Raw genomic sequence first — 26700 nt, 5'->3', positions numbered from 1 at the left:
AGTGTTTCCGTGTGAGCGTGCTATTCGCACGCGAACGTAGCACTCGGGAGACGGCAGGGACGTCGGACCGCCGAGCCGAGCACCCGGATAGGGAAAAACGGTGTGCGGATCGCCACAAGAGCCATACGTTCTCGACGAGTGTGAACAACACACATGGACGTCCACGTACGGAGTGGGCCGGCGGAACCGTTTCTCAGCGCGCGGGACCTCTTCTCGACCGAGTACGACCTCGACCGCCCGGTGACAGTACGGGTGGAAGCGGACCCGGACGAACGGACCCGCGTGAGTCACGACGACGACAGCCATCGACTGACGATCTCACGGAAGGCCGCGACGAGTGCGATGGCCCGCGAACTCGCACTCCACGAGTTCGCACACATGCACCACTACGAACGGGGTCATCCCTCACACACGCAATCGACCGAGGAGGCCATCTACCTCGCACTCGCCGGACGCTCGGTCGAACGGCGGAAGCTGATTCACTGCTATCAGATCGCGAACCACATGAAAGACGTCTACGCCGACGACGTCTGGATGGCGATGGCGCCGGGCGACAAACTCGTCGGCTTCCTCGAGGCGAGTCTGGCGGCCGCAGTCGCCGACCGCCCGGCCGAGATGCGCGGGTGGGGGAGTATGGCCGCCCCACCCCGGCATCGGCGAGCGAGCGATGCAGCGACCCGTCTCACGCCCGCCGCGGACCCGGACATCACGGCGGTCAATGCCGCCTTCGCGCTGGCGCTCTGTGAGCGCCACGGCCTCGTGGCCGACGGCCACCGACTGTACGACCTCGCACACGCGGCCGCACACGACGCCGCCGACGTCGACCTCGTGGAGTTCAAGCGCCATTTCGAGTCGCTCGCGCCGGACCCCGACGAGTCGGAGTTCCGCAAGGCGCTGGTCGACGTGACCAGAGCGTACGCCAGCGACGAGAGCGGTCGCGCCGCCGACTAGAAGCGTGTCAGCACCGGCGAGAGCGCCAGTGCCAGCCCCAGCGCCAGCACCGGGTAGTCGGCCCGAGCGAACGCGAGGGGCGGGAGCGTCGGGTTCCACGCGAAACAGCGCGCCCGAAGCGCGACGCCGAGTCGGTCGGAGCGAGCGAGGGTCCGTTCCAGTGACCGGACGACGAGCAATCGCGCCCGCTCCCACGGCGGGCGACGCTCGCCACCGCGGGCCCGTATCGCGTCGCGAATCTCGCGAACGTCGACGAGGACGACGGGGAACAGGCGAACGACCAGCGCCGTGCCGACGCCGAGCAACTGCCCGGCTTTCCCCGGGACGAGACGCTGGACCGCCGCACGCGTCTCCCGGACCGGCGTACTCCGCAGGTAGGCGGCGCTTACGAACAGGACGGGAACGACCCGAGCGACGAGACGTGCCGAGCGAAGCGCCGGATCGACCCGAAACCACGGCGGCCCCAGCGTGACGCCGGCGAGCAGCGGCGCCAGTGCCAGCACCACGAGGACGACCCGGTACGACCGGACGACGGCCAGCGGCGAGAGTCTCGCCGTCGCGGCCGCTAGCAGGCCCAGCACCGTCGCGCCGGCGAGCCACGGCACCGTCGGGTGGGCGACGACGGCGACGGCGAGGCCGAACTGGACCAGTAGTTTCGACCGGGGGTCCAGCCGATGGGCGAACGTATCGCCGGGTCGGTAGCTCAGCATCGCGGGTCACGCACGCCGAGGGCCGCGAGGTCGTCGAGCGCCGTCTCGGGGTCGTCGTCGAGGGCGACCCGTCCCGCCCGCATCCCGACGACGCGGTCGGCCCGTTCGTGGAGGTCACGCAGGTCGTGGGTCACGACGAGGAGCGCGGTACCGTCGGCGTAGAGCGAATCGAGATGTGAGAGGACGCGCTCACGGGCCGGCCAGTCCAGCCCCGCCAGCGGTTCGTCCAACACGAGATAGCCGGGATCCATCGCGAGCGCGCCCGCGATGGCCGCACGCGCCTGTTCGCCGCCGGAGAGTTCGTCGAGTCGTTCGTCGGCCCGGCCGTCCAGTCCCACGGCCGCGAGCGCGTCCTCGACGCGCCTGTCTATCTCGGCCCTGTCGAGGCCGAGGTTCTCCGGACCGAAGGCCACGTCGGCGCCGACCGTCGCCGCGACGAACTGGTCGCGAGGGTGCTGGAACACCATGCCGACGGTCGTCCGTGCGACTACCGGCGCCTCGCTCACGTCGGTCCCGTCGACTTCGACCGCCCCGCTGTCGGGAGTCAACAGCGCGTTCAGGTGGCGGACGAGCGTCGTCTTCCCGCTCCCGTTGGGGCCGACGAGCAGACAGAACTGGCCCTCGGGAATCGAGAGCGACACGTCGTCGAGGACGACCCGGTCGTCGTACCGGAAGGTGAGGTCCCGAACCGTTATCATCGCCGTACGAGGTAGCCCCCCTCGACGATGGCGACGGCGATACCGAGTTTCAGCAGGTCGAGCGGGACGTACGGCGCCATCACCCCGGCGGCACGCGGGAGCGGGAAACCGGTGACAGCGGAGAGCCACGGGACACCGATGGCGTACACGACGACGAGCGACGCGAACAGGCCCGTGAGTTGAACGGGAACGGACACCGAAGAGAGGGAACGCGGTTCGACGCCCCGGTGGACGATGGCACCGGCGACGACGGCGCCGACGAGAAAGCCGACGAGGAAGCCGCCGGTTCCCTGTCCGACGAGGACGTACCCCAGTCCGGCATTGCCGTTCGAGAACACCGGCACCCCGGCGATACCGACGAGAATGTACAGCGTCAGCGCGAACCCACCCCAGAGCGGTCCGAGGAGGAGGCCCGCGAAGAACATCCCGAACGGCTGGAGCGAGAACGGTGGCAGCGGCCCCGGAATCGGTATCGACACCTGGGAGAGCGCCGCCGTCAGCGCCGCGACGAGGACAGCCGTCGTGAAGTGCTTGACCGTCTCCTCGCCGACCAGTTCGACCGACTCGTGCTGTTGTGACATGCGCTATCCTCTCTCGTCAACCAGAATATAACCGACGGTTGACGGCCTCGTGCGTGGCGGTCGGGCGCGTCTCGGACCGACTAGCGAACCGACGAGCCAGACGGCGACGCCGCGGCTGAGCGGGCGAGAAAATCGAGAAAGACAGTCGGTCAGATTAGCGAGCGGCGGCCGCGACGCGCTCTTTTTCCTCTTTCTGGTTGACGGCGTACGTCTGGACGTCGTCGTTGGCGGCACCGATGAGCTGCTGGGCGAGTGCCTCGGCAGCGCTGGTGGTCGTCTTGTACGTGCTCCCGTAGACGCCCTCTGCGAGGTACTTCAGGGCCTGATCGACGCGGCGCTGGGGGGCGACGTCGACGGCCTTCGGGACGGAAATGCCACCGTACTTCAGGCGGACGGTCTCCTCTCGGGGGGCGCTGTTCTCGACGGCGCGGACGAGCACCTGCACCGGGTTCTCCTCCGTGCGCTCGTGGACGATGTCGAAGGCGTCCTGCACGATGGAGGTGGCCAGTTGCTTCTTGCCGGTGTTCTCGTCGGTCTGCATCAGGCGGTTGATGAGACGCTCGACGACGCTGATCTCGGACTTCTTGAACTGCTTGTCCGCGTGGCGACCCATCGTGTGGGCGATGGGCGTCACGGTGATGTAGCGCTCGGTCGAGGGGTCGGTGTACTCGATGTCGGTGACCGACCACGTACCGAACAGTTCGGCGCGGGCCGTCTCTTCCTCGTCTGTGCCGGCGGGTGCGTCGGGTTCGGGTTGTTCTTCCTCGCTCATGATTATCGGACCGGTTTCTCGGCGTTGCCGCGGACGAGTTCGATCATGGAGACGCCGTTGACCTTCTCGACCTTGTAGTTGACACCGGAGAGGTCGCCCATCGCACGACCCTTCGCCCCACCGATACCGGCGATGGTGACCTCGTCGTGCTCGTCGATGAAGGAGATAGCGCCGTCACCGGGACAGAACGCAGTGACCTGCTTGCCGTTCTTGATGAGCTGAACACGCACACATTTCCGAATCGCTGAGTTGGGCTGTTTCGCTTCGATGCCCACCTTCTCCAGTACGATGCCTCGACCCTGCGGCGCGCCCTCGAGCGGGTCGGACTTCTTGCCGAGTCCGCGTTCGCGGCGCGCGTAGTCAGAGTCGGACCACCGGTGCTTCTGGCGGTCCTTCTTGAGTTTGCGCGCGGCGTATTTGCCGTTTGCCATAGTAGGCATCGTTATCCTGCCGAGGTACTTAAGACTCCTCTTTTGTCGGCGCCGTACCGCCCGCCTGAGGCGGTCTCCCCCACGTGAACCGGTCACACCGTCAGCCCCGATATTTGTTGTTGATAACCGGGGAGTAGCCTTTACAGTTCCCTTTAGAAAAGTAGGGGCAACGTACACAATCGAATATGGCCGCAAAAGAATCCGACACAGACCCATGAATAGTGCGAAACTCCTCCCTGACGCCGTTCGGCAGAGCTACCTCCGGAAGTTCGCACTCGCCGTCGCCGTCATCGCGGTGGTGGTCACGAGCGCCGGCCTCGTCGCCCAGAGCACCATCGCCGCCGAACTCACCGAGCAACGCGAAGGCGAACTCTCGACGACGACACAACAAGAGGCCCAGTCGATGTCCGACTGGCTCGAACGACAGGAACGGACGACGAGGCTCCTCTCGAATCACTACTACGTCGCCGGCGCGACCGCGACGCGAGCACAGGGGACCTTCGAGAACGAAAAGCAACGTCTCGATGGCTCCGTCCACGCTATCAACTACGTCTCGTCGGCGACCAACCGCATCGAGCGAAGCACGGTCGACGCCTACCGCGACCAGACGCTGAGCGACTTCGGCGTGGCGTGGCGGCGGGGCACCCTCGTCTTCGAGGACGCCGACGACGTCGCCCAGTCGCGCGTGTTCCGTCACGACGGTCACTTCTACATCGCGTTCGCGAGTACCGTCCCGGAGAGCGAGTCTCTCACCGTCGTCTTCTACAACGTGAGCAAGCGGTCACAAGCGTTCAGTAACTCTATCGACGGGAGCGAGACGATGGTCGTCGAGTCCGGTACCGGCCGGAACGAAATCGTCTTCGCCGACAATCAGTCGCGCATCTTCAGTTGGTACGACGGCGAGTACGGCGCGGCCGCCGTCGAGGCGGGTGCCAGCGGGGGCACCGGCGTCATGCAGGCCGGCGACCGAGTGCTCAGCTACGCGCCCGTCGAGGGCACCGACTGGGTCGTCGTCAAGAGTGCCCCGAGCGAGAGCGTCTACGCCCTCCGTAACCAGGTCGAACGAGATCTGTTCGCGCTTATCGGCCTCGCACTGGTCGGATTCGTCGTCTTCGGAGCGTTCGTCGGCCGCGACATCCGACGCTCGCTGACCCGGGTCGCTGACCGTGCCGAGGCGTTGGCCGCCGGTCGTATCAACGAGGCCAGCGAGACGACCGATCGACTCGACGAAATCGGGCAGGTCGAGCGGGCGTTTACCGACATCCAGTCCTATCTGGGGACCGTCGCCTCGCAGGCCGACGCACTCTCCAGACAGGAGTTCGACGACCCGGCCCTCGAAGAAGACGTTCCGGGACGCCTCGGCGAGTCCCTGGACGCGATGCGGACCGACCTCCAGCGCTTCATCTCGGAGATAGAAGACGCGAAGGCCGACGCCGAGGATGCACAGCGGGAGGCCGAAGAACTGGCGACCTCGCTGGAACAGCAAGCCGAGGAGTTCTCGGCCGTGATGCGCCGGGCCGCCGACGGCGACCTGAGCCAGCGCCTCGACACCGAGACGGGCACCGATGCGATGGACGAGATAGCGCGGGCGTTCAACGACATGCTCACCGAACTGAGCCAGACCGTCGTCCACATCCGGGAGTTCGCTACCGAGGTCGACGGCTCCGCCGACCAGATAACGGCGAGCGCCACCGAGGTTCGGGACGCGAGCGAGGAAGTCAGCGAGTCCGTCCAGGAGATCGCAGGCGGAGCCGACCGCCAACACGAGAACCTCCAGCAGGCCGCCAACGAGATGTCGAACCTCTCTGCGACCATCGAAGAGGTCGCCGCACAGGCCAACGAGGTGGCCGGCACCACCGAGGAGGCCGCCGACGTCGGTGAGACCGGAAGCGAACGTGCCGGCGAGGCCATGTCGGTCATGAACGACATCGAGCGCCGGGCCGACGAGACGATCGCCCGCGTGGAGGCACTCGACGAGGAGATGGCCCACATCGGCGAGGTGGTCGACCTCATCGACGACATCGCCGAGCAGACGAACATGCTCGCGCTGAACGCCTCTATCGAGGCCGCCCGTGCCGGCGAGGCCGGGTCCGGGTTCGCCGTCGTCGCCGACGAGATAAAGCAACTCGCCGAAGAGACCGGCGAGGCCACCGACGAGGTGTCTGCGGTCATCACCGACGTACAGGACTCGACCGACGAGGCCGTCTCGGACATCCAGGAGATGGGCGACAGCATCACCGAAGGCATCGACACCGTAGACGACGCCATCGAATCGCTGGAGACTATCGTCGACCGGGTCGAGAACGTCAACGACGGCATCCAGTCCATCAACGACGCGACCGACGAACAGGCCAGCGCCACCGAGGAGACGGTCGCGATGGTCGACGAAGTCGGCTCCATCAGCGAAGAGACCGCCAGTCAAGCCGAGGACGTCGCCGCCGCCGCGGAAGAACAGACCGCGACGATCAACGAGGTGACCACGAGCATCGAATCGCTGTCGGCACAGGCGACGGACCTCCGTGAACTCCTCACGCAGTTCGACGTCGAGACCGGGCAACACCACGGGAGCGATACCGACGTGTTCGACCCCGAAGTCGCCGCCAACGGCGAGGGCGAGGACGACGACTAAAAGAACCGGTCGTCGCTCAGGTCAGTTCGATGCCGTCGATCTCGAAATGCCGTTTCGCAAGCATCCGTGCGGCGTCGATGTTGCGACCCTCGCGGCCGATGGCCGCGCCGCGGTCCTCCTGTGCGACCTCGACGTAGGCGACGGTGTCGTCGTTCTCCGAGACGGTGACGTTGTACACCGCCGCCGGAGCCAGCGCGTTCGCGACGAAATTCTCCGCCGTCTCGGCGTCCTCGACCAGTTTCACGTCGCGACCGAGTTGCGCTTCGACGGCTTCGACCGTCTGTCCGCCGGGGCCGATGGCGTCGGCCATCTGGCCGTGTTTGACGAGGTAGACGATCTGGTCGTGGTCCTCGTCGACGACGCAATCCCGGACGGTGACGTCGGCCTCGTCCTCGAAGAGGGCGACCAGTCGGCGCGCTTCGTCCGAGATTTCGACCCGCATCAGTCCTGACTGGTGCCCATGCGGAGGTCGACGTCGCCGGTGCCCAGTTTGATGGGCTTGCCGACGATGACGTTCTCGGTGACGCCGTCGAGTTCGTCGACCTCGCCGTGGATGGCGGCGTCGAGCAGGTGGTTGACGGTGACCTCGAACGCCGCACGCGCGAGTACGGAGTCTTTCGATCCGGAGATGCCGTGGCGGCCGATGGACTCGATGGTCCCCTCGTTGGTCATGATGTCCGCGACCAGCATCAGGTGCCGGACGTTCACGTCGTCCAGCCCCTGCTCTTCGAGAGTGTTCATCGTCTCGTTGATGAGCGTCTCGCGGGCCGCTTCGACGCCGAGGCTCCGGTAGATCTCGTGGATGTTGTTACACGTGGTGCGGGAGGCGTCGACGCCCTCGATGCCCAGCACCTCGCCGAAGTCCGACCCCTCGGTGTAGAGGACGAACTCCTCGCCGTTGTCGGTCTCCTCCTTGCGGATGACGACGCGGGAGATCTCCTCGATGCCCTTGAAGACGATGTCGCGCAGTTCCTCGACCAGTTGGAGGAGGTCCCGGTAGCTCGGCTCCTCGGGGCCGAACTCGATGACGGTGCCGGCCTGTCGGGTCTGGACGCCGAGATTCGACTCGATGGTCTCGGCGATCTCCTCGGCGATGGCCTCCGTGTCGTTCACGGTCGGCCAGCGTTCCAGCAGCGTGTCCTCGTTCAGGTCGATCTGGACGAGCATGTCCGCGACGTTCGTCGAGATGTCACCCAGCGCGAGGATACGTGTGGCCTCTATCTTCCAGACGACCTCGTGTGCGCGCTCGCGGTCGTCGGCGTACTCCTCGTCCAGATGGACGGTCATCATCGGCGTGTCCGGCGTCTTCCGGGCGTCCACCAGTTCGATGAGGCGCGGCAGCCCCTGCGTGACGTCGATTTCGGCGACCCCCGCGTAGTGGAACGTGTTCATCGTCATCTGGGTCCCCGGTTCCCCGATGGACTGGGCCGAGACGGTCCCGACCGGGTCGAGCGGGTCGACACGCGTGTCCATGTAGCGGGACTCGACGGCCTTCGCGATGCGGTCGGCGTCCTCGACGCCGACGCCCTTGGCTTCTATCGTGCTGTACACGTCGTCTTTCAGCCGTCGCGGGAGTTCAGTGTCCTCGACGACGGCCTCGATGTCTTCGGATACCATGGTTAGTCATCACCCTCGGCCATCCACCAGTCGTCGGCGTGTTCCGAGAGGTTTGTCCGCTCGGTGCGCTGCCCGAGGAAGCTCTCTTTCTGTTTCTCGCTCTCGAACTCCTCGTTGAGGACGCTGTCGGCGATCTGCTCGACGTCGACGGCGGCCTCGTCCTGACTGGAAGAGACGTCGACCGGCGACGTGCCGTCCTCGCCGAACTCGAACTGGACGATGGTGTCCGAGGTGTCCCGGACGGTGCCGTCGTACTGGGTCTCCAGTTCGGAGAGCGCGTTGATGAGACGGCGCTGGAGGTACCCGGACTTCGAGGTCCGGACTGCCGTGTCGACCAGCCCCTCGCGACCACCCATGGCGTGGAAGAAGAACTCCTTCGGCGAGAGGCCCGAGCGGTAGGAAGCTTCCACGAAGCCGTGGGCGTCCGCCGAGAGGTCACCCTCCTCGAAGTGCGAGAGAGTACGGTTCTCGTAGCCACGGTTGATACGCTCGCCGCGGACTGCCTGCTGACCGACACAGCCGGCCATCTGAGTCAGGTTCAGCATCGACCCACGCGCGCCGGACTCGGCCATCACGACGGCCGGGTTGTCGTCGTCGAAGTGGTCTTCGGCGATGTCACCGGCAGAGTCACGCGCCTTGCCGAGCGTCTGCATGATCTTCATCTCTAGGGTCTCGTCGACGGTCCGGCCCGGCAGGGATTCGAGGTCACCGCGCTCGTAGGTCTCGATGAGTTCCTCGACGCGGTCGTAGGCGTTGTCGATGGCGTCGTTGATCTGCTCTTCGGCCGGTCGCGGAATCGACTCGTCGTCGATACCGATAGAGAACCCGAAGTGCATGATAGAGCGCATCGCCAGCGCCGACACTTCGTTGACGAGGATGCGGGCACGCGTCTTCGAGTAGTCCTTCGCGATGGTGTCGACGACTTCGCCGCCGAACGCGCCGACGGCGTCCTCGTCGATGGTCCCGGAGGTCATCTCGCCGTCCTCGATGGTGACGGTGTCGCCGGCCGAGGACGTAAACTCGAGGTTGAGGTCGTCCGGCAGCAGTTCCGAGAACAGCGTGCGGCCGGTCCAGTACGCCTCGCCGGTGTCGTCGACGCCGTCTGCCTCAGGCAGTTCGTCGATGCGGGTCGCACGCAGGAGGTCCAGCGCCTGCGTCTCGTTGAACTGCGGGTTGGTGTGAGTCAGCAGATAGGTCCCGCTGATGTGGTCCTGAATCGCGCCGATGATGTTCTCACCGAAGCGCGGCGAGAGCATCTGTTCCTGCACGCGCATGAGGACGCGGGCCTCGGCCCGGGCCTCCTCGTTTTGCAGGGCGTGCATGTTCATCTCGTCGCCGTCGAAGTCGGCGTTGTACGGCGGGCAGACGACGGTGTTCAGCCGGAACGTCTTGTACGGCATCACGACCACTTCGTGGGCCATGATGGACATCCGGTGCAGCGACGGCTGCCGGTTGAAGATGATGATGTCACCGTCCACGAGGTGGCGGGACACTTCCCAGCCGGGTTCGACCTTCTCGGCCAGTTCCTCGCAGTTCTTCTCGGTCACCTTGAGTCGGCGGCCGTCCGGTCGTCGGACGTAGTTGGCGCCGGGGTGACCCTCGGGGCCGTTGGCGACGTAGCGACGAGCGTTGTCGAGGTTCCGCTCGTTGACGTTCATCGTCTGGGTCATCTCGCGAGCGACGCGTTCGGGGACGCCGACCTCGTTCAGCGAGAGGGTCGGGTCGGGCGAGATGACGGTACGCGCAGAGAAGTTGACGCGCTTCCCGGACAGCGAGCCACGGAAGCGACCTTCCTTGCCCTTCAGCCGCTGGGAGAGGGTCTTCAGGGGCCGACCGGAGCGGTGTCGCGCCGGTGGCGTGCCCGAGATCTCGTTGTCCATGAACGTGGTGACGTGGTACTGCAGGAGTTCCCAGAGGTCCTCGATGATGAGTTGGGGCGCACCCGCCTCGCGGTTCTCCATGAACCGCTGGTTGATGCGGATGATGTCGACCAGTTTGTGGGTGAGGTCGTCCTCGGAGCGCTGGCCGTTGTCGAGCGTAATCGAGGGGCGAGCGGTGACCGGCGGCACCGGCAGCACCGTCAGAATCATCCACTCGGGGCGGGACCGCTCGGGGTTCATGCCGAGCACCTCGATGTCCTCGTCCGGGATGTCCTCGAACCAGTCCCGGATGTCGCTGGGCATCAGCTTGTTCATGTCCTCCTCGGTCAGGTCGACCGAGAGCGCCTTCTCCAGTGCGCGGCGGTCGTCCTGTCGCGGGCGGAACTCGCCGCTTAGAATCTCTTGTACGCGCCCGCTGTCGATGCCGGTCTCCTCTGCGAGGTCCGTCGGTGCGATGCGTTCGTCGGACTCCTCCATCGCCTCGGCGATGCGGTCGGGGTAGTCCGCGGCCAGGACCTGCTGGACCTCGTAGTAGGTCGTCGGCTTCTCGTGTTTGATGTCGTACTGCTTCTCGCCACAGAACGGACAGCGGTCCTTCTTGCGAGCCTGTCGGATGGCGGCCTTCGTCACGTCGTTGAGGTCACGACCGAGGTCACGCGAGCGCTGGAGTTGGTCGCTGAACTCCTCGCGTTCGCCCTCGTCGAGACAGAGCCGCGAACACTCACGGCAGGTACCGCGCAGGAGCCGTCGAATGAGCTTCGCGAACCCGACGTGGATGACCGGGGCGGCGAGTTCGATGTGGCCGAAGTGGCCGTTACACGATCCGCTGTGTTTCCCACAGGTCTTACACTCCAGTCCGGGGTCGATGACGCCCAGTCGCGGGTCCATCAACCCCATGTCGATTGGGAAGCCGTCGTCGTCGTAGGTGTCGGCCGTGATGACCTTCGTGGCCGACATCTCTCGGTACTCCTCGGGGTCCATCAGCCCGAAACTGAGCTGACCGATTTCCTGTGGTGTCTGTTGGGAACTCATGCTAGACTGCGTCCTCCAGTTCGATTCGCGGAGCGATGCCGAGCGCCTTCATCTCGTCGAGCAGAAGCTTGAACGCGTAGGACATCTCCACCTCGTGGATGTCCGTCTCCTCCTCGCAGTTCGGGCAGTAGATGCGCCGTTGTTCGACGTTCTCGACGGCGGTCATGCCACACTCACCGCAGACGTTGATCCACTCGCGGTCGGACTCGTCCAGCAAGCGCTCTTTGAGCGCCATCGCCGCGCCGTGCCCGATGAGCACGTCCCGCTCCATCTCACCCACGCGGAGGCCACCCTCGCGGGCGCGCCCCTCGGTGGGCTGGCGGGTAAGCACCTGCACCGGCCCGCGCGAACGGGCGTGCAGTTTGTTCGAGACCATGTGGTAGAGCTTCTGGTAGAAGATGTCCCCGACGAAGATGTCGGCTTCAATCTTCTCGCCAGTGACCCCGGAGTACATCGTCTCCTTGCCGCTTGAGTCGAAGCCGTGGGCCTCGAGCGACCCGCGGAGTTCGTCCTCGTCCTCGCCGGTGAAGGCGGTGCCGTCGACACGGCGGCCTTCGAGTGCGCCGACCTTCCCGCCGATCATCTCGAGGATGTGGCCGACGGTCATGCGCGAGGGGAGCGCGTGCGGGTTGATGATGAGGTCCGGCACGACGCCCTCCTCGGTGAAGGGCATGTCCTCCTGCGGTGCGATGTGACCGACGACGCCCTTCTGGCCGTGCCGGCTGGCGAACTTGTCCCCGAGTTCGGGGATACGCTCGTCGCGCACGGACACCTTCGAGAGCTTCGAGCCGTCTTCGCCCTCCATGAGCGTGACGGTGTCGACGACGCCGGACTCACCGGAGCGCATCGTGACGCTCGTCTCGCGGCGCTTCTGGGGGGAGAGCCCGCCCATGTCGTCCGGTTCTTCGAGGAACCGGGGCGGCGACGTCTTCCCCAGCAAGACGGCGTTCTCGCCGACGTCCGTCTCCGGGTTGACGAGGCCGTCGTCGTCTAAGTGCGTGTACGCTTCCTCGCCGCGAGCGCCGCGAACCTCGTCGTCGGGCATCTCGAAGCGGTCTTCCTGTCCGCCGGGGTAGCGCCGTTCCTCGCCCTCGTAGGTCCGGAAGAAGTGCGACCGGGCGAGTGCGCGGTCGACCGACCCCTTGTTCATGACGAGAGCGTCCTCGATGTTGAACCCCTCGTAGCTCATGACGGCGACGACGAAGTTCTGTGCCGCCGGCCGGTCGTCGTAGCCGATCTGTTCGGTGGTCTGGGTCTTGACCATCGAGAGCTGCGGGTAGTGCAGCAGATGCTGGCGAGTGTCCGGGCGAATGCGGTAGTTCGCGCTCGGCAGGCCCAGCGACTGCTTGATCATCCCCGACCCCATCGTAATCCGGGGCGAAGCGTTGTGTTCGGGGTACGGAATCATCCCCGCACCGATACCGAACATCAGTTGCGGGTCGACTTCGAGGTGGGTGTGGTTCTCGGTGAGTTCGCTCTCGTCGACGCCGACGAGGATGTCCTCCTCCTCCTCGGCGTCGATGAACTCGACCATGCCGCGCTCGACGAGCTCCTCGAACTCGAGGTCGCCGTTCTTGACCTGCTCGACCTCCTCGTCGGACATCAGCGGTTCGCCGTCTTCGACGACGAGCAGTGGTCGGCGGGCGCGGCCAGCGTCGGCGTTGATGATGACCTCGTCCGTGCGGTCCTTGACCGAGACGTTGACCATCTGGGAGACGTCCCCCCGTCGTCGCGCCTGTCGGACCTGGTCTGCGAGCTGTTCGGGGTCGGGATGTGTCCCGACCAAACTACCGTTGACGTATACCTTGGCTTCTCGTCCCTGACTCATGTTAGTCGTCCGCGGGCTGCTGTTGGATGGATTCGATACCGGGGATGCCCTGGACCCCCATATCTGCGAGTTCCTGTTTGAGACCCTGTGCGTCTTCGACGTCCTGTGAGAGCTCCATCGCCTGCGCGAAGTTCTTCACCAGCCCACAGTTCGGTCCCTCCGGCGTCTCGGAGGGACAGATGCGACCCCACTGGGTCGCGTGCAGGTCACGCGCTTCGAAGTGCGGTTGCGAGCGCGAGAGTGGCGAGCGCAACCGTCGGAGGTGTGAGAGAACCCCCATGAAGTCGGTCCGGTCGACCAGTTGGGAGACACCGGAGCGGCCACCGACCCAGTTCCCCGTCGCGATGGGGTGTTCGAGTCGTTCGGTCAGCACGTCCGAGCGGACGACAGTGGAGACAGAGAGCTGTCGGTTCCGCATGTTCGCGCGTTCGAGCTGGTACTTCACGTCCCGGGCGAGCTTGTTCAGCGCCGTCCGGAACAGGTCGGTCATCAGGTCGCCGCTTACCTTCAGCCGCTTGTTGGCGTAGTGGTCCTTGTCGTCGGACTCGCGCCGTTCGAGGGCGAGTTCGAAGCAGGCCTCGGCCATCCGGCAGAGGTAGTACGCCTTGTTGATGCGGACTTCTTCCTCGTCGACGCCCTCCTCGTGGAGGTGTGGCAGGAGGTAGCGGTCGATGACGTAGTTGGCGCGTTTGAGCTGGTAGTTCTTGCCCTGCCCGGAGGCGACGCGCTGACCGAGCGTCTCGATGGCTTCCTCGGTCGTCTGGACCTCGGCTTCCTCGAGGTTTTCGAGCATGAACTTCACGATTTCCGGGTCCTCGGAGACGCGGTGGACGATCTCCTCGTCGGATTCGAGTCCCAGCGCGCGCACGAGCGTCACGAAGTCGATGCTGCCGGAGACAGACGGGAAAGAGACTTCCAGCAGGCCGTCGCGGGTGCGCTCACAGAGAACGAGTGCGCGGTAGCCACGGCGCTGGGAGAACGTCTTAGCGACCTGCACTTCGTCGCCGTACTTGGTGTCGTACTCCGCGAGAATCTTGTTCGGCGCGAGGTCCTCGCTGGTCATCAGGACTCGCTCGGAGCCGTTGACACAGAAGTAGCCGCCGGGGTCGGCGGGGTCCTCGCCGATGTCGATGAGTTCCTCGTCGGAGAAGCCGGCGATGTTACACTTGTTCGATCCGACCATGATGGGCATGCGCCCGATCTTGGTCTCGGTCCGGTCGACGACTTCCTCGGGTTCTTCCTCGCCGCCGCGGACGATGGCCATCTCCATGAACACCGGCGCGGAGTAGGTGATGTTCCGGAGTCGGGCCTCCTGCGGGTAGAGCAGTTCCTCGCTCCCGTCGGCTTCCCGCACTCGGGGGGTGACGACGCGGACGTCGCCGAGTTCGACCCACACCGGTTCCTGTCCCTCCTTGTCGCCGATGTCGGTGTCGATGGTCTCTTTCTCGTCGACGACCTGTTGCATCCCTCGGTCGAGGAAGGCGTTGAACGAGCGGAAGTGATGTTCTGCGAGCCGTTCCTTCGCGAAATACTCGCGCGAAATCGCGCGTCGGTCCTGTGTGTCCATTATTCCACCACCAGTCGATAGACGACTGCCGTATCGGTCGTTCGCGAGTCGCGTTCGATGCGGATGACATCGCCGACCTCCGCGTCGTCCGGGAGTCCCGGGTCGGCGCGTTTGATCTTCGGGAGGTCGGTCTTCTTGATGTCGTACTCGTCGAGCACTGCCTCGAGGTCGTCCTCGTCGACGACGCTGTGGTCGGGGACGAGGTCGTGTTGACTTACATCTACCATGTGTGTGTGCGTGCGTGGGGCCTGCTGCTGGAGAAGGTGGCTGTCACGAGATACTACAGGTCGGTATTGTCGGGACGCATATAACACTTACCAACTTGGCCTGCTGTAGCTATCGAGCCCCACAGCGCCCGCACACAGGCGGCCGTGGGATGGCCTCTCGTACCAGCCAGTTCGGCCAGACCGGATATAGAAGTTTGGGTCCCGTCACGGGTACCCATAACAGGGCGCCTTCCTTTGGAAAGCCTTAATACTACCACCGGGATACGAATGAATGCAGCAAGGCAGCGTGCCCGGATGGTGTAGTGGCCCATCATACGACCCTGTCACGGTCGTGACGCGGGTTCAAATCCCGCTCCGGGCGCTTTCTGACGCGAACTATTCCGACGAGCATCGCGTGTGCTCGTCTCCGTGAGCGTCGAAACGTAGACGAGCTGAGTCGAACCCTGCCAGTCGTGCGCAGCGGCCGGAGGGAGAACCGTCTGACTCCGGTTCAAATCCCGCTCCGGGCGCTTCTTCGAACTCAAATCGACAAGCGGCGCGTTTCGTCGGCCCGTCCCGAGTTCGCTGTGTGACTGCGAGGGAGTCGACTCACGCGAGACGACAAATGCGGGCCTCAGGACCGATAACGACTGGTAGCGACGGTATAACCATACACGCGGGCCGAGAACTGCGGCGCGTGAGGGGGAGTTCCCCCTCTCCCTGTCATAGGCCCGCCGCGACGGCGGACGTACAGACACTAACAGCAGTCCGGCATAGGCTTTGTCCCACCCGCGGTGGACGATGTGTAGTGACGAGACGATCACGGAGCAGCGCGGTTCAGACGGTCAGAGCGGCCCACGGAAGCTGGCTGCTCGGACGGGCGTACGGCCGCACTCTCAGCGACCCTCGACGACGGCCCACGCAAAACGCGCAGCGAGTCGCGGGCGCCGAGAGCATCGGGGCGCTCTGACACTGATACCGCTACCTGAACACGACGGTCAGACGCCGACAGACTGTTTAGTGGCGCCGTTCCAACAGGGAGCATGGACGACGTGGACGGCGAGGAGATGCCCGGCGCCATCGTCGAGGCGTTCCTCGAACGCGAGGAGGGCGTGCGGGCGCTACTGGAGGAACTGGAGAAGTTGACCATCGAGGGGCGCCACGAGGAGGTTCGCGAGCGTCTCCGGAACCTCGCCGACAGCGACGAGTCGGTGTTCTACACCGTCGCGTTCAGCCTCACCACCTCCCGGCAGTTCTTCGGCGACGTGGAGGCCCAACTGGACGTGACCGCCGCCGACCGCCTGCGCGACCTCGCAGAGACGTACTCGACGCTCGCCGAACCGTTCAATATCGTGCGCACGGAGCGAGCGGAGGACCGGCTAAACCCGGTGACCGACACCAGCTACACGGTCACTTACCACCACACCGTCGAGTCACCGATGATCACGTACAGTCCGCTCTCTGGCGACCAGCAGTTGTACGAATCACGAGGGACACCGAGCGAGGTGTTGCGGGTGGCGACGGACCTCGCGTCGGCGACGACCGACGGCCTCGACGTCGCCTTAGAAAACGACTACTCCGTCAACACCGAGGAACTGAGTACGCTCATCGACCGGCGAGAGGAGTTAGAGACGGAGTTGTCGAAGCTCAGGGACCAACTGGACGAGTTGCGGCGGACACCCGTAGAGGAGTAGGGTGGGGCGCGAGCGAAGCGAGCGGTCCACCTCGAAAGCGAGCGGTGACCGGAGTGAACCGCGAGCAGTAGCGAGGGTCTGAGCGGAGCGAAGACCCTCGGCGAAACGGGGAACGAAGTGACCCGTGAAGCGATGGCTAGAGCGTGACCGGAGGGAACGGTCTCGGAGTACGAACGGTGAATATAGTGAGCCGTGAGTAGGGTGGGGAGCGAGCGAAGCGAGCGGCCCACCTCGAAAGCGAGGGTCTGAGCCGAGCGAAGACCCTCGGCGGAACGGGGAACGGAGTGACCCGTGAAGCGATGGCGAGAGCGTGACCTTCGGACCCCGAACGGGAAGAACGTGCCACCCGTAGAGACCGACACGGGCAGTGACGCGCCCACAACGGAGGCGTTTATATAGTGTCACACGTAATCGTAGGTACGATTCTCAATGGGCATGGAGCGACTCGCCAATCAGGTGGAAAAGGAGAGCAGGGACCTCGCGATTCTGGAAGTCGTCATCGAACAGGGACCGATCGGTATCGTTCGGCTCTCTGAGGAGACGGACATCCCCGAACACAAGGTACGGTACTCGCTGCGGATGCTGGAAGACGACGAGCTAATCGATCCGACGCCACAGGGGGCGATCCCGGCGGACGACATCGACCAGCGCGTGGCGGCTATCAACGAGGGTATCGACGACCTCGTCGACCGACTCGAAGAACTCGGAGGGCTCATCCCGGCGACCGAAACGGCCGAGTGACACAGACCGGCGAACCGTTTTCACCGGGGCCGTCGAATCCGTTTCTATGGACGTCGCACTCATCAGCGACACGCACATCCCCTCGCGAGCGACGGCGATACCCGACGCGTTTCGCGAGCGCATCGAGGCCGTCGACCACGTCGTCCACGCCGGCGACTTCGATAGCGAGGGGGCGCTGTCGAACGTCAGGGCGATGGCCCCCCGCCTCACGGCCGCGGGCGGGAACATGGACCCCAGAATCGGCCTGCCGGACGTGGCGACGGTCGACCTCGGCGGCGTCACGTTCGTCGTCACGCACGGCACCGGGTCGCGCCGCGGCTACGAGGACCGGGTGGCCGGCATCGTTCGGGAGGAGGCGGGACCGGACGCCGTCGGCGTCGCGGGCCACACCCACGAGGTGCTGGACACGACCCACGGCGGCGTGCGCCTCTTGAACCCCGGGAGCGCGACGGGCGCGTCGCCCGCGGACCGAGCGACGATGCTGACCGCGACCGTCGCCGACGGCGACCTCGACGTGACGCTCCACGAACAGTAGCCGCCGGATTTCTCAGGGCCGCGTCGTCGAGTCGCGTCGCGACCCACCGACGAGACGCCACAGCGCCCAGAGACATCCCACGGTCCCGACGGTGCCGACCGGGCGGAGCAGGGCGGCCGGGAGCGACGCCAGCACACCGGGCGTCACGGGCGCCCATACCGTCGCTGCGGGCCCGGACCAAACCCCACGGACGCGCTACCGGCAGCGGTTGCCACCGTTGGACGTGCTTGCTACTAACGGCGTCCTTTTTCCCGCGGAACCCGCAGGGGGAGTATGGACGTCTTCGCGGTCGAGGGACTGCCCGAGGTCCGCCCCGGCGACGACGTGGCCGAACTCGTCGCCGAGTGTACGGACCTGCAGGACGGCGACGTGCTCTGCGTGGCCAGCACCATCGTCTCGAAGGCGGCGGGTCGGCAGGCCGACCTCGGCGACTTCGAGACGAGCGAGCGCGCCCGCGACATCGCCGACCGTATCGCCGCCATCGCCGACGAGGAGAAAGACCCCCGCTTCGCACAGGCGGTCCTCGAAGAGAGCGAGGAGATTATCCTCGACGCGCCGTTTATCCTCGCGGTCACGCACTTCGGCCACATCACGGTCAACGCGGGCATCGACCGCTCGAACGTGCCCGACGCCGACCTGCTGTTGCTCCCCGAGGACCCGACCGACTGCGCCGAGCGGATTCGGGCGGGGGTCCGCGAGCGAACCGGCGCGGACGTCGCGGTCGTCGTCACGGACACCTCGGGCCGGCCGTTCCGCCTCGGACAGCGAGGCGTCGCGCTCGGTTGGGCCGGCATCCACGCCGCCCGGGACTGGCGCGGCGAACACGACAGGGACGGGCGCGAACTCGGCGTCACGGTGCAGGCCGTCGTCGACGAACTCGCCGCCGCGGGCAACCTCGTCACCGGCGAGGGGGCCGGCGGGACGCCGGTCGCCCGCATCCGCGGCTTCGAGTTCGGCGACCACGGCGGCAGCGACGACCTCTACCGCTCGCCGGAGAAAGACGTCGTCCGGCAGGCGCTCAGGGAATGGTCTCATGTACGGGATTGAACTCACTCCGGAACACCCAGTCGCACAGCTATCCGACTTCGCCGTGCAGGCCGAAGAGGCGGGCTTCGACGCCGTCTTCGCCAGCCACCACTACAACAACCGCGACCAGTTCATGGCGCTGGGCGGGATGGCCAGTCGGACCGACGAGATACTGCTCGGGCCCGGCATCGCCAACCCCTACGAGACCCATCCTGTGACGCTGGCCTCGCGGACGGCGACGCTGGCGGAGATGAGCGACGGCCGCGCCCTCTTCGGCGTCGGCCCCGGCGACAAGTCCACCATCCGCAACCTCGGGTTCGACCACGACGACGCCCTCCGGCGCGTGCTGGAGACGTTCAAGGTCGCCCAGCGCCTCTGGGACGGCGAACGCGTCGACCACGACGGCACCTTCACGGCCGACGACGCGGGCCTGAACTACGAGGTCGGGGAGATTCCGGTCTACGTCGGCGCACAGGGGCCACACATGACGCGGATGGCCGCGAAACACGCCGACGGCGCGCTGTACAACGGCGCGCACCCGACGGACCTCGCGTGGGCCCGCGAACAGGTCGAGGAGATGGCCGAGGACCGCGTCGCCGACACCGAGTTCGACCTCGCGGCCTACGCCAGCGTCTCCGTCGCCGAGGACGCAGAACAAGCGAGAGCGGCCGCTCGACCGCCGGTCGCGTTCGTCGCCGCCGGGTCGCCGCCGCCGGTGCTAGACCGCCACGGCATCGACCACGAGGTGGCAAGCGACGTCGGCGACGCCATCTCGGCCGGCGAGTTCGAGGAGGCGTTCGGTCTCGTCACGGAGCCGATGCTAGAGGCGTTTTGCATCGCTGGCACGCCAGCGGACGTCGCCGAGCGAACCGAAGCGCTCCGAGAACACGCCGACAGCGTCGTCTTCGCGTCGCCACTGGGTCCCGACGTAGAGCGGGCTATCTCGCTTCTCGGGGCGGCGGTGAACGGCCAGTACTCCCCGGCCGAATGAACAGCGAGAGGGCCGCACCCAGCGTCAGGTAGCCGAAGACGACGGAGGCGGCGCCGACGAACAGCGTCCCGAAGAGGATGAGGATGGCCGACAGCGGGTCGGCGAGTGCGACGTCGGCGAACCGAGCCGGCATTTCGACGATACTCTGGATAAGCTGTGTGAGTAGCCCTTGCATACGCGCCGCTTAGCAGTCGCCCCACTTTGTGCTTCCGTTCGCGGCGACCGAGCCACACAGCTATTTGGCGCTCCCGACCGCACTGCGCGCCATGGGAGAAGACGCCTCGCTAGACCAGTTCGTCGGCGGTGCGGGCGACGAGGGCGACACCAGCGCGAACGACGAGAGCGACGGTGAGACGGCGTCGGCCGCCAAAGAGCGTCCGAACGAGGCCGCCGACGCCAAACCGACGGCCGAGGACGACCCGACGCCGGCGACGACAACCTACGCGTGGACCGGCGAGGGCGCGCAGTGTGCGGCGTGTGACGAGGTCGTGGAACGTCGCTGGGAACAGGACGGCGTCCTCGTCTGTACAGATTGCAAGGAGTGGGACAGGTCCTGACACGGTCGTGTGTCACAGGTGCGCATCCAGCAGAGTTACGTATTCTCGCCCCGAACAACGGGCAACTGGAACTTCGCACAGCGGCGATGGGCACGGGGAGAAGACACTTACTCGGCGTCGTACCAGAGCGGAACACGCCCTGTGGTCTGTCGCCACGGTGCGGACCCTCCACTCATGACAGATACGGACACTACACGCGGCCGACAGTCGGACAGTGCGCTCCGCGACGCGACCCGCGTCGCGACACAGGTAATCGAGAACGTAGAGGAGGTCATCGTCGGCCACCACGAGGAGATCGAGCACATCGTGACGGCGATGCTGGGCCGTGGTCACATCCTGTTGGAGGACGTCCCCGGCGTCGGCAAGACGATGCTCGCCCGGTCCGTCGCCGCCTCGTTCGACGGCGAGTTCAAGCGCGTCCAGTTCACGCCGGATCTGCTACCGACCGACGTCACCGGGGTCAACGTCTTCAACCAGAAGACACAGGAGTTCGAGTTCCGCCGCGGCCCCATCTTCGGCAACGTCGTGCTGGGCGACGAAATCAACCGCGCGCCGCCGAAGACCCAGTCGGCGCTGCTCGAAGCCATGGAGGAGGGACAGGTCTCCGTCGACGGGACGACCCACAGCGTCCCGCAACCGTTCACCGTCATCGCCACGCAGAACACCGTCGAGCAGAACAAGGCCTACGACCTGCCGATGGCCGAACTCGACCGGTTCATGACGAAACTGCATCTGGGCTACCCCGAGGCGGGCGAGGAGACGGCGATGCTCGGCGAGGTGGTCGGCCACCACCCGATAGAGGAGCTGAAGCCGGTCGCGACGCTCGAAGACCTGCAGGCGGCCCGGGACACCGTCGCCGACGTGACCGTCGAGGAGCCGATTCGGTCCTACGCGACGCGACTGGCCCGCTACACCCGTGACCACGCCGAGTTGGGCGTCAGCCCACGCGGCAGCATCTCGCTGTTGCGTGCCGCACAGGCCCGGGCGGTCCTGAACAACCGCGCGTACGTCGTCCCCGACGACGTCCAGCAGGAAGCCCCCGTGGTGCTGCCCCACCGGATTCGGACCGACAGCAGCGAGCAGACGGCCGTAGACCTCGTCACCGCGGCCCTGAAGACGGTCGACGTCGAGTAAGATGCGACCGACACGTCGCGGCGTCGGTGTCTTGTTGGTTGCCGGCGCCGCCGTCGCCATCGGCACGCAGTTCGGCCAGCAGGCACTCGGTGCGGTCGCTGGCCCACTGCTGGTCGCCCTCGGCGTCGCCGCCGGACAGGTGTACTGGGCCGGCACGCCGACGGTCGAGCGCCAGCCACCCCGGCGCGGGTTTCCCGGCGAGCGCCGGACCGTCGAACTGACCGTCGACGGGAGCGGCGTCGCCCGAATCACCGACCGCCTCTCTCGGGGCATTGACGGGGCGGCGACGACCGTTCGCTCCCTGCCGGCGAGCGTCAGTTACGACGTGACCTACGAGCGACGCGGCGAGCACCGCGTCGGTCCGGTCGACGTTCGGCTGACGGACTCGCTCGGCCTCGTCGCCGCCTCGACCACCGTCGACGTGACCGACGACGTGCTGGTGTATCCGCCCGTGTATCGACTGGGCGGACCGGAAGCGTTCGTCCGAACGCTCGTCCCCGACGCCGACGACCGACAGGCGTTCGACCGACTACGAGAGTACGTCCCCGGCGACTCCCTGCGAGACGTCCACTGGAAGTCCAGCGCGAAGCGCGACGACTTGCTCGTCAAGGAGTTCGCCGACCGGAACAGCGACCGCGGCCTCGTCGTCGTCGCGGAGGCCGACGACGACTACGCCGACGAGATGGCGGCCGCCGCCGCGACGGTGACGATGGGCGCACTCGAGAGCGGCCTCGCCGTCGAACTGGTGACACCCGGCGGGAGCGTCGACGCTGGCTACGGCGACACCCACCGGGTTCGCCTGCTGGAGACGCTCGCACGCACCGGGGCCGGGACGACGGGACGGAGCGGCGACGCGGACGTGCTGGTGACCGCAGACGACGATGGCGTCACCGTCACCGTCGAGGGGCAACAGCAGGCCTTCGAGGACGTGACGGTGAGTCACGACAACCCGCTCGCCGGGGAGGTGGGGTCGTGAGCGTCGTCGCTCGCGTCCGCAGGCGGGTGCCGTGGGACGAGACGCGACTGCTGGCGCTCCTGTCGGTCGCACTCGCACTCGGCGCGCCGCTCCGGACGATGTATCACCTCATCGACGTGGTCGGGTCGCCGACGGTGTTTCTCGTCGTGACGGCCGTGTCGCTGGCCGCGGCGGCCGTCCTCGCACGAGTGTTGCATCCGATCCTCGCCATCACTGTGGGTGCGGTCCTGTTCGGCGCCGGTCTCGTGTGGTACGTCACGAACCTCTCGACGGACCCGGCGTTGTCCGCCCTCCTCCGGGACACCGTGGCGCTGTTGACCGGTCGTCGACTGCTCCAGATAGCCAACGTCCGCCTGTGGGTCATCTCCTTTGCGCCCGCGCCGGTGTTTCTCACGACGTACTTCGCGCTCCGGCGGTGGTACGTCACGGCGACGCTCGCGGCCGGGACGGCGCTCGGCTTCTTCGTCCTGACGACGGACGCAGACGTAGTGACGACGTTGCTCGGCGTCGTCGGTGCGTTCGCGACTATCGGGTTCGGCACGCTCGACACCATCGACCATCCCGACGAGCGGCAGTCACCGGGCGCCGGGGGGTCGGTCGCGACGGGTGCGTCGGCCACGGTTGACGATCAGGGCGTCGACTCGGGCCGCCGTAGCGTCCTCGAACAGTTGGCGGCGGTCATCGTCGTGCCGGCGGTCCTCTCACGACTACCGTCGGTCTCCGGCACGTCGCTGTCCTTCGTCGACGAGGAGCAGGCGACCGTCGAGGGGAGTCTCGTCGACGCCGACGAGTCGATGACGATTCAAGGGGATATCTCGCTGACCCCGACGGTCCGATACACCGTCGAGAGCGAGGCAGCGCGGTACTGGCGCGTCGCCGCGTACGACCGTTACACCGGCGACGGGTGGGTCCGGACGGGCAACAGCAGTCCGTACGACGGGACCCGTCTCGCCGAACCGCCAGGCGACAGTCGGACGGTCCGCCAGTCCTTCGAGGCCGAGTCGGACATCGGCACGGTCCCCGCCGTCTGGAAGCCGGTGCGATACGACGGGGACGTAGACGTCAAGCTCACGACGCACGATGGCTTCCAGCCCGTCGGCGACCTCACTGCCGGCGACAGCTACCAGGTCGTGAGCGAGGTGCCGGTCGCGACGCCGCGACAGTTGCGCGAGGCCGGGACCGAGTATCCCGACAGAGTGACCCGCCGCTATCTGCAACTGCCCGAGAGTACGCCAGGCCGAGTCGGCGAGACGACGGCGACGCTGACCGAGAACGCACAGAACCCCTACGAGACGGCGCTCGTCGTCGAACAGTGGCTCCAGAACAACCGGGAGTACTCGCTCGACGTCGAACGGCCCGAGCGGAACGTCGCCGACCGGTTCCTCCACGCGATGGACCGGGGCTACTGCGTCTACTTCGCGACGACGATGGTGACGATGCTGCGGAGTCAGGACATCCCCGCGCGGATGGCCGTCGGCTACACGCCCGGCGAGCAAGTCGACGAGAACCGCTGGGTGGTCCGCGGCCTCGACTCACACGCGTGGGTCGAGGTCTTCTTCCCCGACCACGGCTGGATCCAGTTCGACCCGACGCCGAGCGAGCCACGTGCGGCGGCCGAACAGGCACGCATCGAGGAGGCCCGCTCCGAGGGAGACGGTGCGGTCGACACGGGTGAGACGGGCAACGACTCCAATTTCACCGAGACTGAGACGCCGACTCCGCCGCCGCTGACCGAGACGAACGAGACGACGGAGACGTCGACGCCAGCCAACACCAGCAACGAGACGGCGACCCCGTTCGACGAGGGTAGCGAGAACAGCAGTACCGAGGGGCCGGCGGGCCCGACCCTCCCGGACCTGCCGTCCCGCGAGGAGACGGCGCTGGGACTGGTCGCGCTGCTGGGGACGGCCGCCGGCCTCCGTCGGTCGGGCGTCACGAAGCGCGTCTCACGGGCCATCTGGCTCCGATACCAGCGCCGCGAGGACCCCGAGGCGGACGTCGAGCAGGCGTTCCAACGGGCGATGTACGTCCTCGACGACGAGTACCGGCCTCGCGAGAGCGGCGAGACGGTCCGGGACTATCTGGACGACGTCGACGCTGGCGAGGACGTCCGTCGCCTCGCAATCCTCCGCGAGCGACTCCGGTACGGTGGGACTGTCTCGGAAGAAGCAGCCGATGAGGCCGTCGAAATCGCCGATAGCATCGTCTCGAATCGGTAAGTTCCGCTTTCCCCCGACAGTGTTTAATACGAAGGTTTCGTACGCCCCGATGTAATGTCGGAAGTCTGCTCGACGTGCGGGCTGCCTGAGGAGCTCTGCGTCTGCGAGGACGTCGCCAAAGAGTCCCAGGAGATTAACATCCGCATCGACGAGCGCCGCTACGGTAAGGAGGTAACGATCATCGAGGGGTTCGACCCGAAAGACGTCGACATGGACTCGCTGTCCTCGGACTTGAAGAGCAAGTTCGCCTGCGGCGGGACCGTCGAAGACGGGCAAATCGAGCTCCAGGGCAACCACACTGGTCGCGTCGAGGACTTCCTCCGCGACAAAGGCTTCAACGTCGCCTGACCTCCTGACCGTCAGAACGGTTCTGTGGTAGCTACGATACGAGTGCCGACAGTCGCGCGGGTGGCCCGACTCCGAGCAACCATCGGAACGACCAGCCGAAACAGTAACGTTCGAACATATCTTTGTACTGGCCATAGATGGGGGGAGACCCGAAGTCGGTACTCGTCGTCGCCGACGACGAGGCAGCCGAACTCGAGTCGGGATTCGACGAGGAGGCCGTTGCAGTCACCGTACTGACCGACCGTCGGAACGTCTTCGACGAACTGACACACGGCGTCTATCAGTGTCTCGTCCTCACGGCGACCGTCGGTGGCCAGTCAGGGACAGACATCGCCTACGGCGTCACGAAACTGTTTCCCGACCTCCCCGTCGTCGTCGTGGGCGTCGACCCGGCGGTAGTGCCGGACGACCTCGACGTCCGCGCCGTCGCGTCGCCGGACCTCGGTTCGCAGGCCGTCGTTGACGCGATAGGGACCAGCCTCGACGGTGACGCGCCGTCCGTCGCCGGGCGGTCGCCCTCGCCCATGGAGACGCTGTTGCTCTCGCTGTTCAACGAGATGCCGGACCACCTGTACGCGAAAGACGACCAGGCGCGACACGTCCTGATGGGACGTGGGTTCAACGAGCCGACCGACCGAGTGGGACTCACAGACCGAGAGGTATCGGAGCTGGCGGACGAACACGGCGAGGCGGCCTACCGCGACGAGATGGACATCCTCGAAGGGGAGGTGGACCGAATCGACGTCGAGGAGTTTCTCGACCTCGCGGCGCCGTACGTGCGAACCCGCAAGGTCCCGTGGTACGACGCCGACGGCGAGATTCAGGGACTCGTCGGGCTCACACAGGACATCACCGCGCGCAAGACCCGCGAACACGACCTGCGCCGCCAACACGAGCGGATGGTGAAAGTGGCGCTCGTATCGGCCCACGAGTTGCGGAACGAACTGCAAATCGCACACGGACGCCTCGAACGACTGGACGACGACACACAGACCGCACCCATCGAGGAGTCGCTGTCGCGCATCTCCTCGCTGGTCGATACGGTCGTGCAACTCTCGACGAGAGAGTCGGATCGACAGGAACAGACGCCGGTGTGGCTCTCGCGACTCAGTCGGGAGGTGTGGGAGACGGTCGCCGACGCGCACGCGGCCCTCGAAATCGACGGCGACGCTCGCTTCCTCGCGGACCAGGAGTCCGCGAGCCTGCTCCTGCAGTTCCTGTTTCAGAACGCGCTGGAACACGGGGCGTCGACCGTCACCGTCGGCACGACGTCCACCGGGTTCTACGTCGCGAACGACGGCCCCGAAATCGAGGTCAGTCCGCCCGAGCGAGTGTTCGACGCCGGGTACACGACGGTCGAAGGCAACACCGGGTTCGGCCTCTACATCGCGAAATCGGTCGCGGAGGACCAGGGCTGGACGCTCTCGCTCACCGACGCCACCGCCGGGTCGGTCAGATTCGACGTCGAGAACGTCGATCTCCACGGGTAGGTGCAGCGTCCAGTCGAAGCGTACGGCGCGAGCGACGCGAGCGCCGTTTCACGCGAAGCGCCGCTGGCGCTTCGCGCCTTTTTCATC

Annotated in this window: 26 protein-coding genes and 1 tRNA gene; 14 read left to right on the top strand and 13 right to left on the bottom strand. The window is 66.2% G+C overall.

Annotated features, from left to right (window positions below):
• The first annotated feature begins 153 nt into the window (after window positions 1–153).
• Complete coding sequence (locus NDI85_RS16950; RefSeq protein WP_166968182.1) at window positions 154–951, top strand: DUF5781 family protein; 798 nt, start codon at window positions 154–156, stop codon at window positions 949–951.
• Here the strand turns inward: NDI85_RS16950 and NDI85_RS16945 are convergent.
• The 5 genes from NDI85_RS16945 to NDI85_RS16925 all read right to left on the bottom strand — a co-directional run bounded on the left by NDI85_RS16945 (window position 948) and on the right by NDI85_RS16925 (window position 4143).
• The gene (locus tag NDI85_RS16945) at window positions 948–1661 is read right to left on the bottom strand and encodes an energy-coupling factor transporter transmembrane protein EcfT (RefSeq protein ID WP_188999240.1); all 714 of its coding nucleotides are present in this window, start codon (window positions 1659–1661) and stop codon (window positions 948–950) included. The two genes, NDI85_RS16950 and NDI85_RS16945, sit on opposite strands and share 4 nt — an antisense overlap.
• On the bottom strand, window positions 1655–2359 hold the full coding sequence (locus NDI85_RS16940; protein ID WP_310916418.1) for an ABC transporter ATP-binding protein: 705 nt from the start codon (window positions 2357–2359) through the stop codon (window positions 1655–1657). Before NDI85_RS16940 ends, NDI85_RS16945 begins: the two co-directional genes overlap by 7 nt.
• Window positions 2356–2940, bottom strand: a complete 585-nt coding sequence (locus NDI85_RS16935; protein WP_310916417.1) for a biotin transporter BioY — start codon at window positions 2938–2940, stop codon at window positions 2356–2358. The genes NDI85_RS16940 and NDI85_RS16935 overlap by 4 nt, the downstream gene beginning before the upstream one ends.
• Window positions 2941–3094: 154 nt before the next feature.
• Entirely contained in the window at window positions 3095–3712 is a 618-nt protein-coding gene (locus NDI85_RS16930) for a 30S ribosomal protein S7 (protein ID WP_188999249.1), read from the bottom strand.
• 2 nt (window positions 3713–3714) lie between these two features.
• A complete protein-coding gene (locus NDI85_RS16925) occupies window positions 3715–4143 on the bottom strand; it encodes a 30S ribosomal protein S12 (protein ID WP_135305350.1) in 429 nt (142 codons plus the stop codon).
• Between the two features lie 214 nt (window positions 4144–4357).
• Here NDI85_RS16925 and NDI85_RS16920 point away from each other — a divergent pair, with 214 nt between their 5' ends.
• On the top strand, window positions 4358–6772 hold the full coding sequence (locus tag NDI85_RS16920; protein ID WP_310916416.1) for a methyl-accepting chemotaxis protein: 2415 nt from the start codon (window positions 4358–4360) through the stop codon (window positions 6770–6772).
• A gap of 16 nt (window positions 6773–6788) precedes the next feature.
• On the opposite strand, the gene NDI85_RS16915 is transcribed toward NDI85_RS16920, so the two are convergent.
• Genes NDI85_RS16915 through NDI85_RS16890 form a run of 6 tightly spaced genes read right to left on the bottom strand, consistent with a single transcriptional unit; the run spans window position 6789 to window position 14923 of the window.
• Window positions 6789–7214: a NusA-like transcription termination signal-binding factor gene (locus tag NDI85_RS16915; RefSeq protein ID WP_188999258.1), complete on the bottom strand. Its 426-nt coding sequence runs from the start codon at window positions 7212–7214 to the stop codon at window positions 6789–6791.
• Window positions 7214–8389 (bottom strand): DNA-directed RNA polymerase subunit A'', encoded by a 1176-nt coding sequence (rpoA2, locus tag NDI85_RS16910; protein ID WP_188999265.1) that lies wholly within the window; start codon window positions 8387–8389, stop codon window positions 7214–7216. The genes NDI85_RS16915 and rpoA2 overlap by 1 nt, the downstream gene beginning before the upstream one ends.
• 2 nt (window positions 8390–8391) lie before the next feature.
• Complete coding sequence (locus tag NDI85_RS16905) at window positions 8392–11301, bottom strand: DNA-directed RNA polymerase subunit A' (RefSeq protein ID WP_188999268.1); 2910 nt, start codon at window positions 11299–11301, stop codon at window positions 8392–8394.
• Between the two features lies 1 nt (window position 11302).
• Complete coding sequence (gene rpoB, locus NDI85_RS16900) at window positions 11303–13129, bottom strand: DNA-directed RNA polymerase subunit B (RefSeq protein WP_188999271.1); 1827 nt, start codon at window positions 13127–13129, stop codon at window positions 11303–11305.
• Window position 13130: 1 nt separating this feature from the next.
• Window positions 13131–14696 (bottom strand): DNA-directed RNA polymerase subunit B'', encoded by a 1566-nt coding sequence (locus NDI85_RS16895; protein ID WP_188999274.1) that lies wholly within the window; start codon window positions 14694–14696, stop codon window positions 13131–13133.
• Entirely contained in the window at window positions 14696–14923 is a 228-nt protein-coding gene (locus NDI85_RS16890; protein ID WP_166968171.1) for a DNA-directed RNA polymerase subunit H, read from the bottom strand. The genes NDI85_RS16895 and NDI85_RS16890 overlap by 1 nt, the downstream gene beginning before the upstream one ends.
• 288 nt (window positions 14924–15211) lie before the next feature.
• On the opposite strand from NDI85_RS16890, the gene NDI85_RS16885 reads away from it, so the two are divergent.
• The 4 genes from NDI85_RS16885 (at window position 15212) to NDI85_RS16870 (ending at window position 17872) form a co-directional block, all read left to right on the top strand.
• Window positions 15212–15284: transfer RNA gene (locus NDI85_RS16885), tRNA-Asp, on the top strand.
• Between the two features lie 661 nt (window positions 15285–15945).
• Window positions 15946–16596 carry a hypothetical protein gene (locus tag NDI85_RS16880; RefSeq protein WP_188999277.1) on the top strand — a complete coding sequence of 217 codons (651 nt, stop codon included), beginning with the start codon at window positions 15946–15948 and terminating at the stop codon, window positions 16594–16596.
• Window positions 16597–17031: 435 nt separating this feature from the next.
• The gene (locus NDI85_RS16875) at window positions 17032–17337 is read left to right on the top strand and encodes a winged helix-turn-helix transcriptional regulator (protein ID WP_188999280.1); all 306 of its coding nucleotides are present in this window, start codon (window positions 17032–17034) and stop codon (window positions 17335–17337) included.
• 46 nt (window positions 17338–17383) lie between these two features.
• Window positions 17384–17872 carry a metallophosphoesterase family protein gene (locus NDI85_RS16870; protein ID WP_310916415.1) on the top strand — a complete coding sequence of 163 codons (489 nt, stop codon included), beginning with the start codon at window positions 17384–17386 and terminating at the stop codon, window positions 17870–17872.
• A 12-nt stretch (window positions 17873–17884) separates the two neighbouring features.
• On the opposite strand, the gene NDI85_RS16865 is transcribed toward NDI85_RS16870, so the two are convergent.
• Complete coding sequence (locus tag NDI85_RS16865) at window positions 17885–18019, bottom strand: hypothetical protein (protein WP_310916414.1); 135 nt, start codon at window positions 18017–18019, stop codon at window positions 17885–17887.
• A gap of 126 nt (window positions 18020–18145) precedes the next feature.
• Here NDI85_RS16865 and NDI85_RS16860 point away from each other — a divergent pair, with 126 nt between their 5' ends.
• A complete protein-coding gene (locus tag NDI85_RS16860; RefSeq protein WP_310916413.1) occupies window positions 18146–18919 on the top strand; it encodes a coenzyme F420-0:L-glutamate ligase in 774 nt (257 codons plus the stop codon).
• On the top strand, window positions 18906–19889 hold the full coding sequence (locus NDI85_RS16855; protein WP_310916412.1) for a 5,10-methylenetetrahydromethanopterin reductase: 984 nt from the start codon (window positions 18906–18908) through the stop codon (window positions 19887–19889). Before NDI85_RS16860 ends, NDI85_RS16855 begins: the two co-directional genes overlap by 14 nt.
• On the opposite strand, the gene NDI85_RS16850 is transcribed toward NDI85_RS16855, so the two are convergent.
• The gene (locus NDI85_RS16850) at window positions 19837–20064 is read right to left on the bottom strand and encodes a hypothetical protein (protein WP_166968164.1); all 228 of its coding nucleotides are present in this window, start codon (window positions 20062–20064) and stop codon (window positions 19837–19839) included. The genes NDI85_RS16855 and NDI85_RS16850 overlap by 53 nt on opposite strands.
• A gap of 91 nt (window positions 20065–20155) precedes the next feature.
• Here NDI85_RS16850 and NDI85_RS16845 point away from each other — a divergent pair, with 91 nt between their 5' ends.
• From NDI85_RS16845 to NDI85_RS16820, 6 genes are all read left to right on the top strand, one after another.
• Window positions 20156–20446: a hypothetical protein gene (locus NDI85_RS16845; protein ID WP_310916411.1), complete on the top strand. Its 291-nt coding sequence runs from the start codon at window positions 20156–20158 to the stop codon at window positions 20444–20446.
• A gap of 174 nt (window positions 20447–20620) precedes the next feature.
• Window positions 20621–21580 carry a MoxR family ATPase gene (locus tag NDI85_RS16840; RefSeq protein ID WP_310916410.1) on the top strand — a complete coding sequence of 320 codons (960 nt, stop codon included), beginning with the start codon at window positions 20621–20623 and terminating at the stop codon, window positions 21578–21580.
• A gap of 1 nt (window position 21581) precedes the next feature.
• Complete coding sequence (locus NDI85_RS16835) at window positions 21582–22556, top strand: DUF58 domain-containing protein (RefSeq protein WP_188999299.1); 975 nt, start codon at window positions 21582–21584, stop codon at window positions 22554–22556.
• Complete coding sequence (locus NDI85_RS16830) at window positions 22553–24775, top strand: DUF3488 and DUF4129 domain-containing transglutaminase family protein (protein ID WP_396275539.1); 2223 nt, start codon at window positions 22553–22555, stop codon at window positions 24773–24775. Before NDI85_RS16835 ends, NDI85_RS16830 begins: the two co-directional genes overlap by 4 nt.
• 54 nt (window positions 24776–24829) lie before the next feature.
• On the top strand, window positions 24830–25123 hold the full coding sequence (yciH, locus tag NDI85_RS16825; protein WP_004516073.1) for a stress response translation initiation inhibitor YciH: 294 nt from the start codon (window positions 24830–24832) through the stop codon (window positions 25121–25123).
• 137 nt (window positions 25124–25260) lie between these two features.
• Entirely contained in the window at window positions 25261–26613 is a 1353-nt protein-coding gene (locus tag NDI85_RS16820; RefSeq protein ID WP_310916409.1) for an ATP-binding protein, read from the top strand.
• Window positions 26614–26700: the final 87 nt, after the last annotated feature.

This window comes from Haloarcula sp. S1AR25-4, assembly GCF_031624555.1.
Taxonomy (GTDB): domain Archaea; phylum Halobacteriota; class Halobacteria; order Halobacteriales; family Haloarculaceae; genus Haloarcula; species Haloarcula pellucida.
The sequence above is the reverse complement of the archived record's forward strand: the minus strand, read 5'-3'. Positions and strand labels throughout refer to the sequence as shown.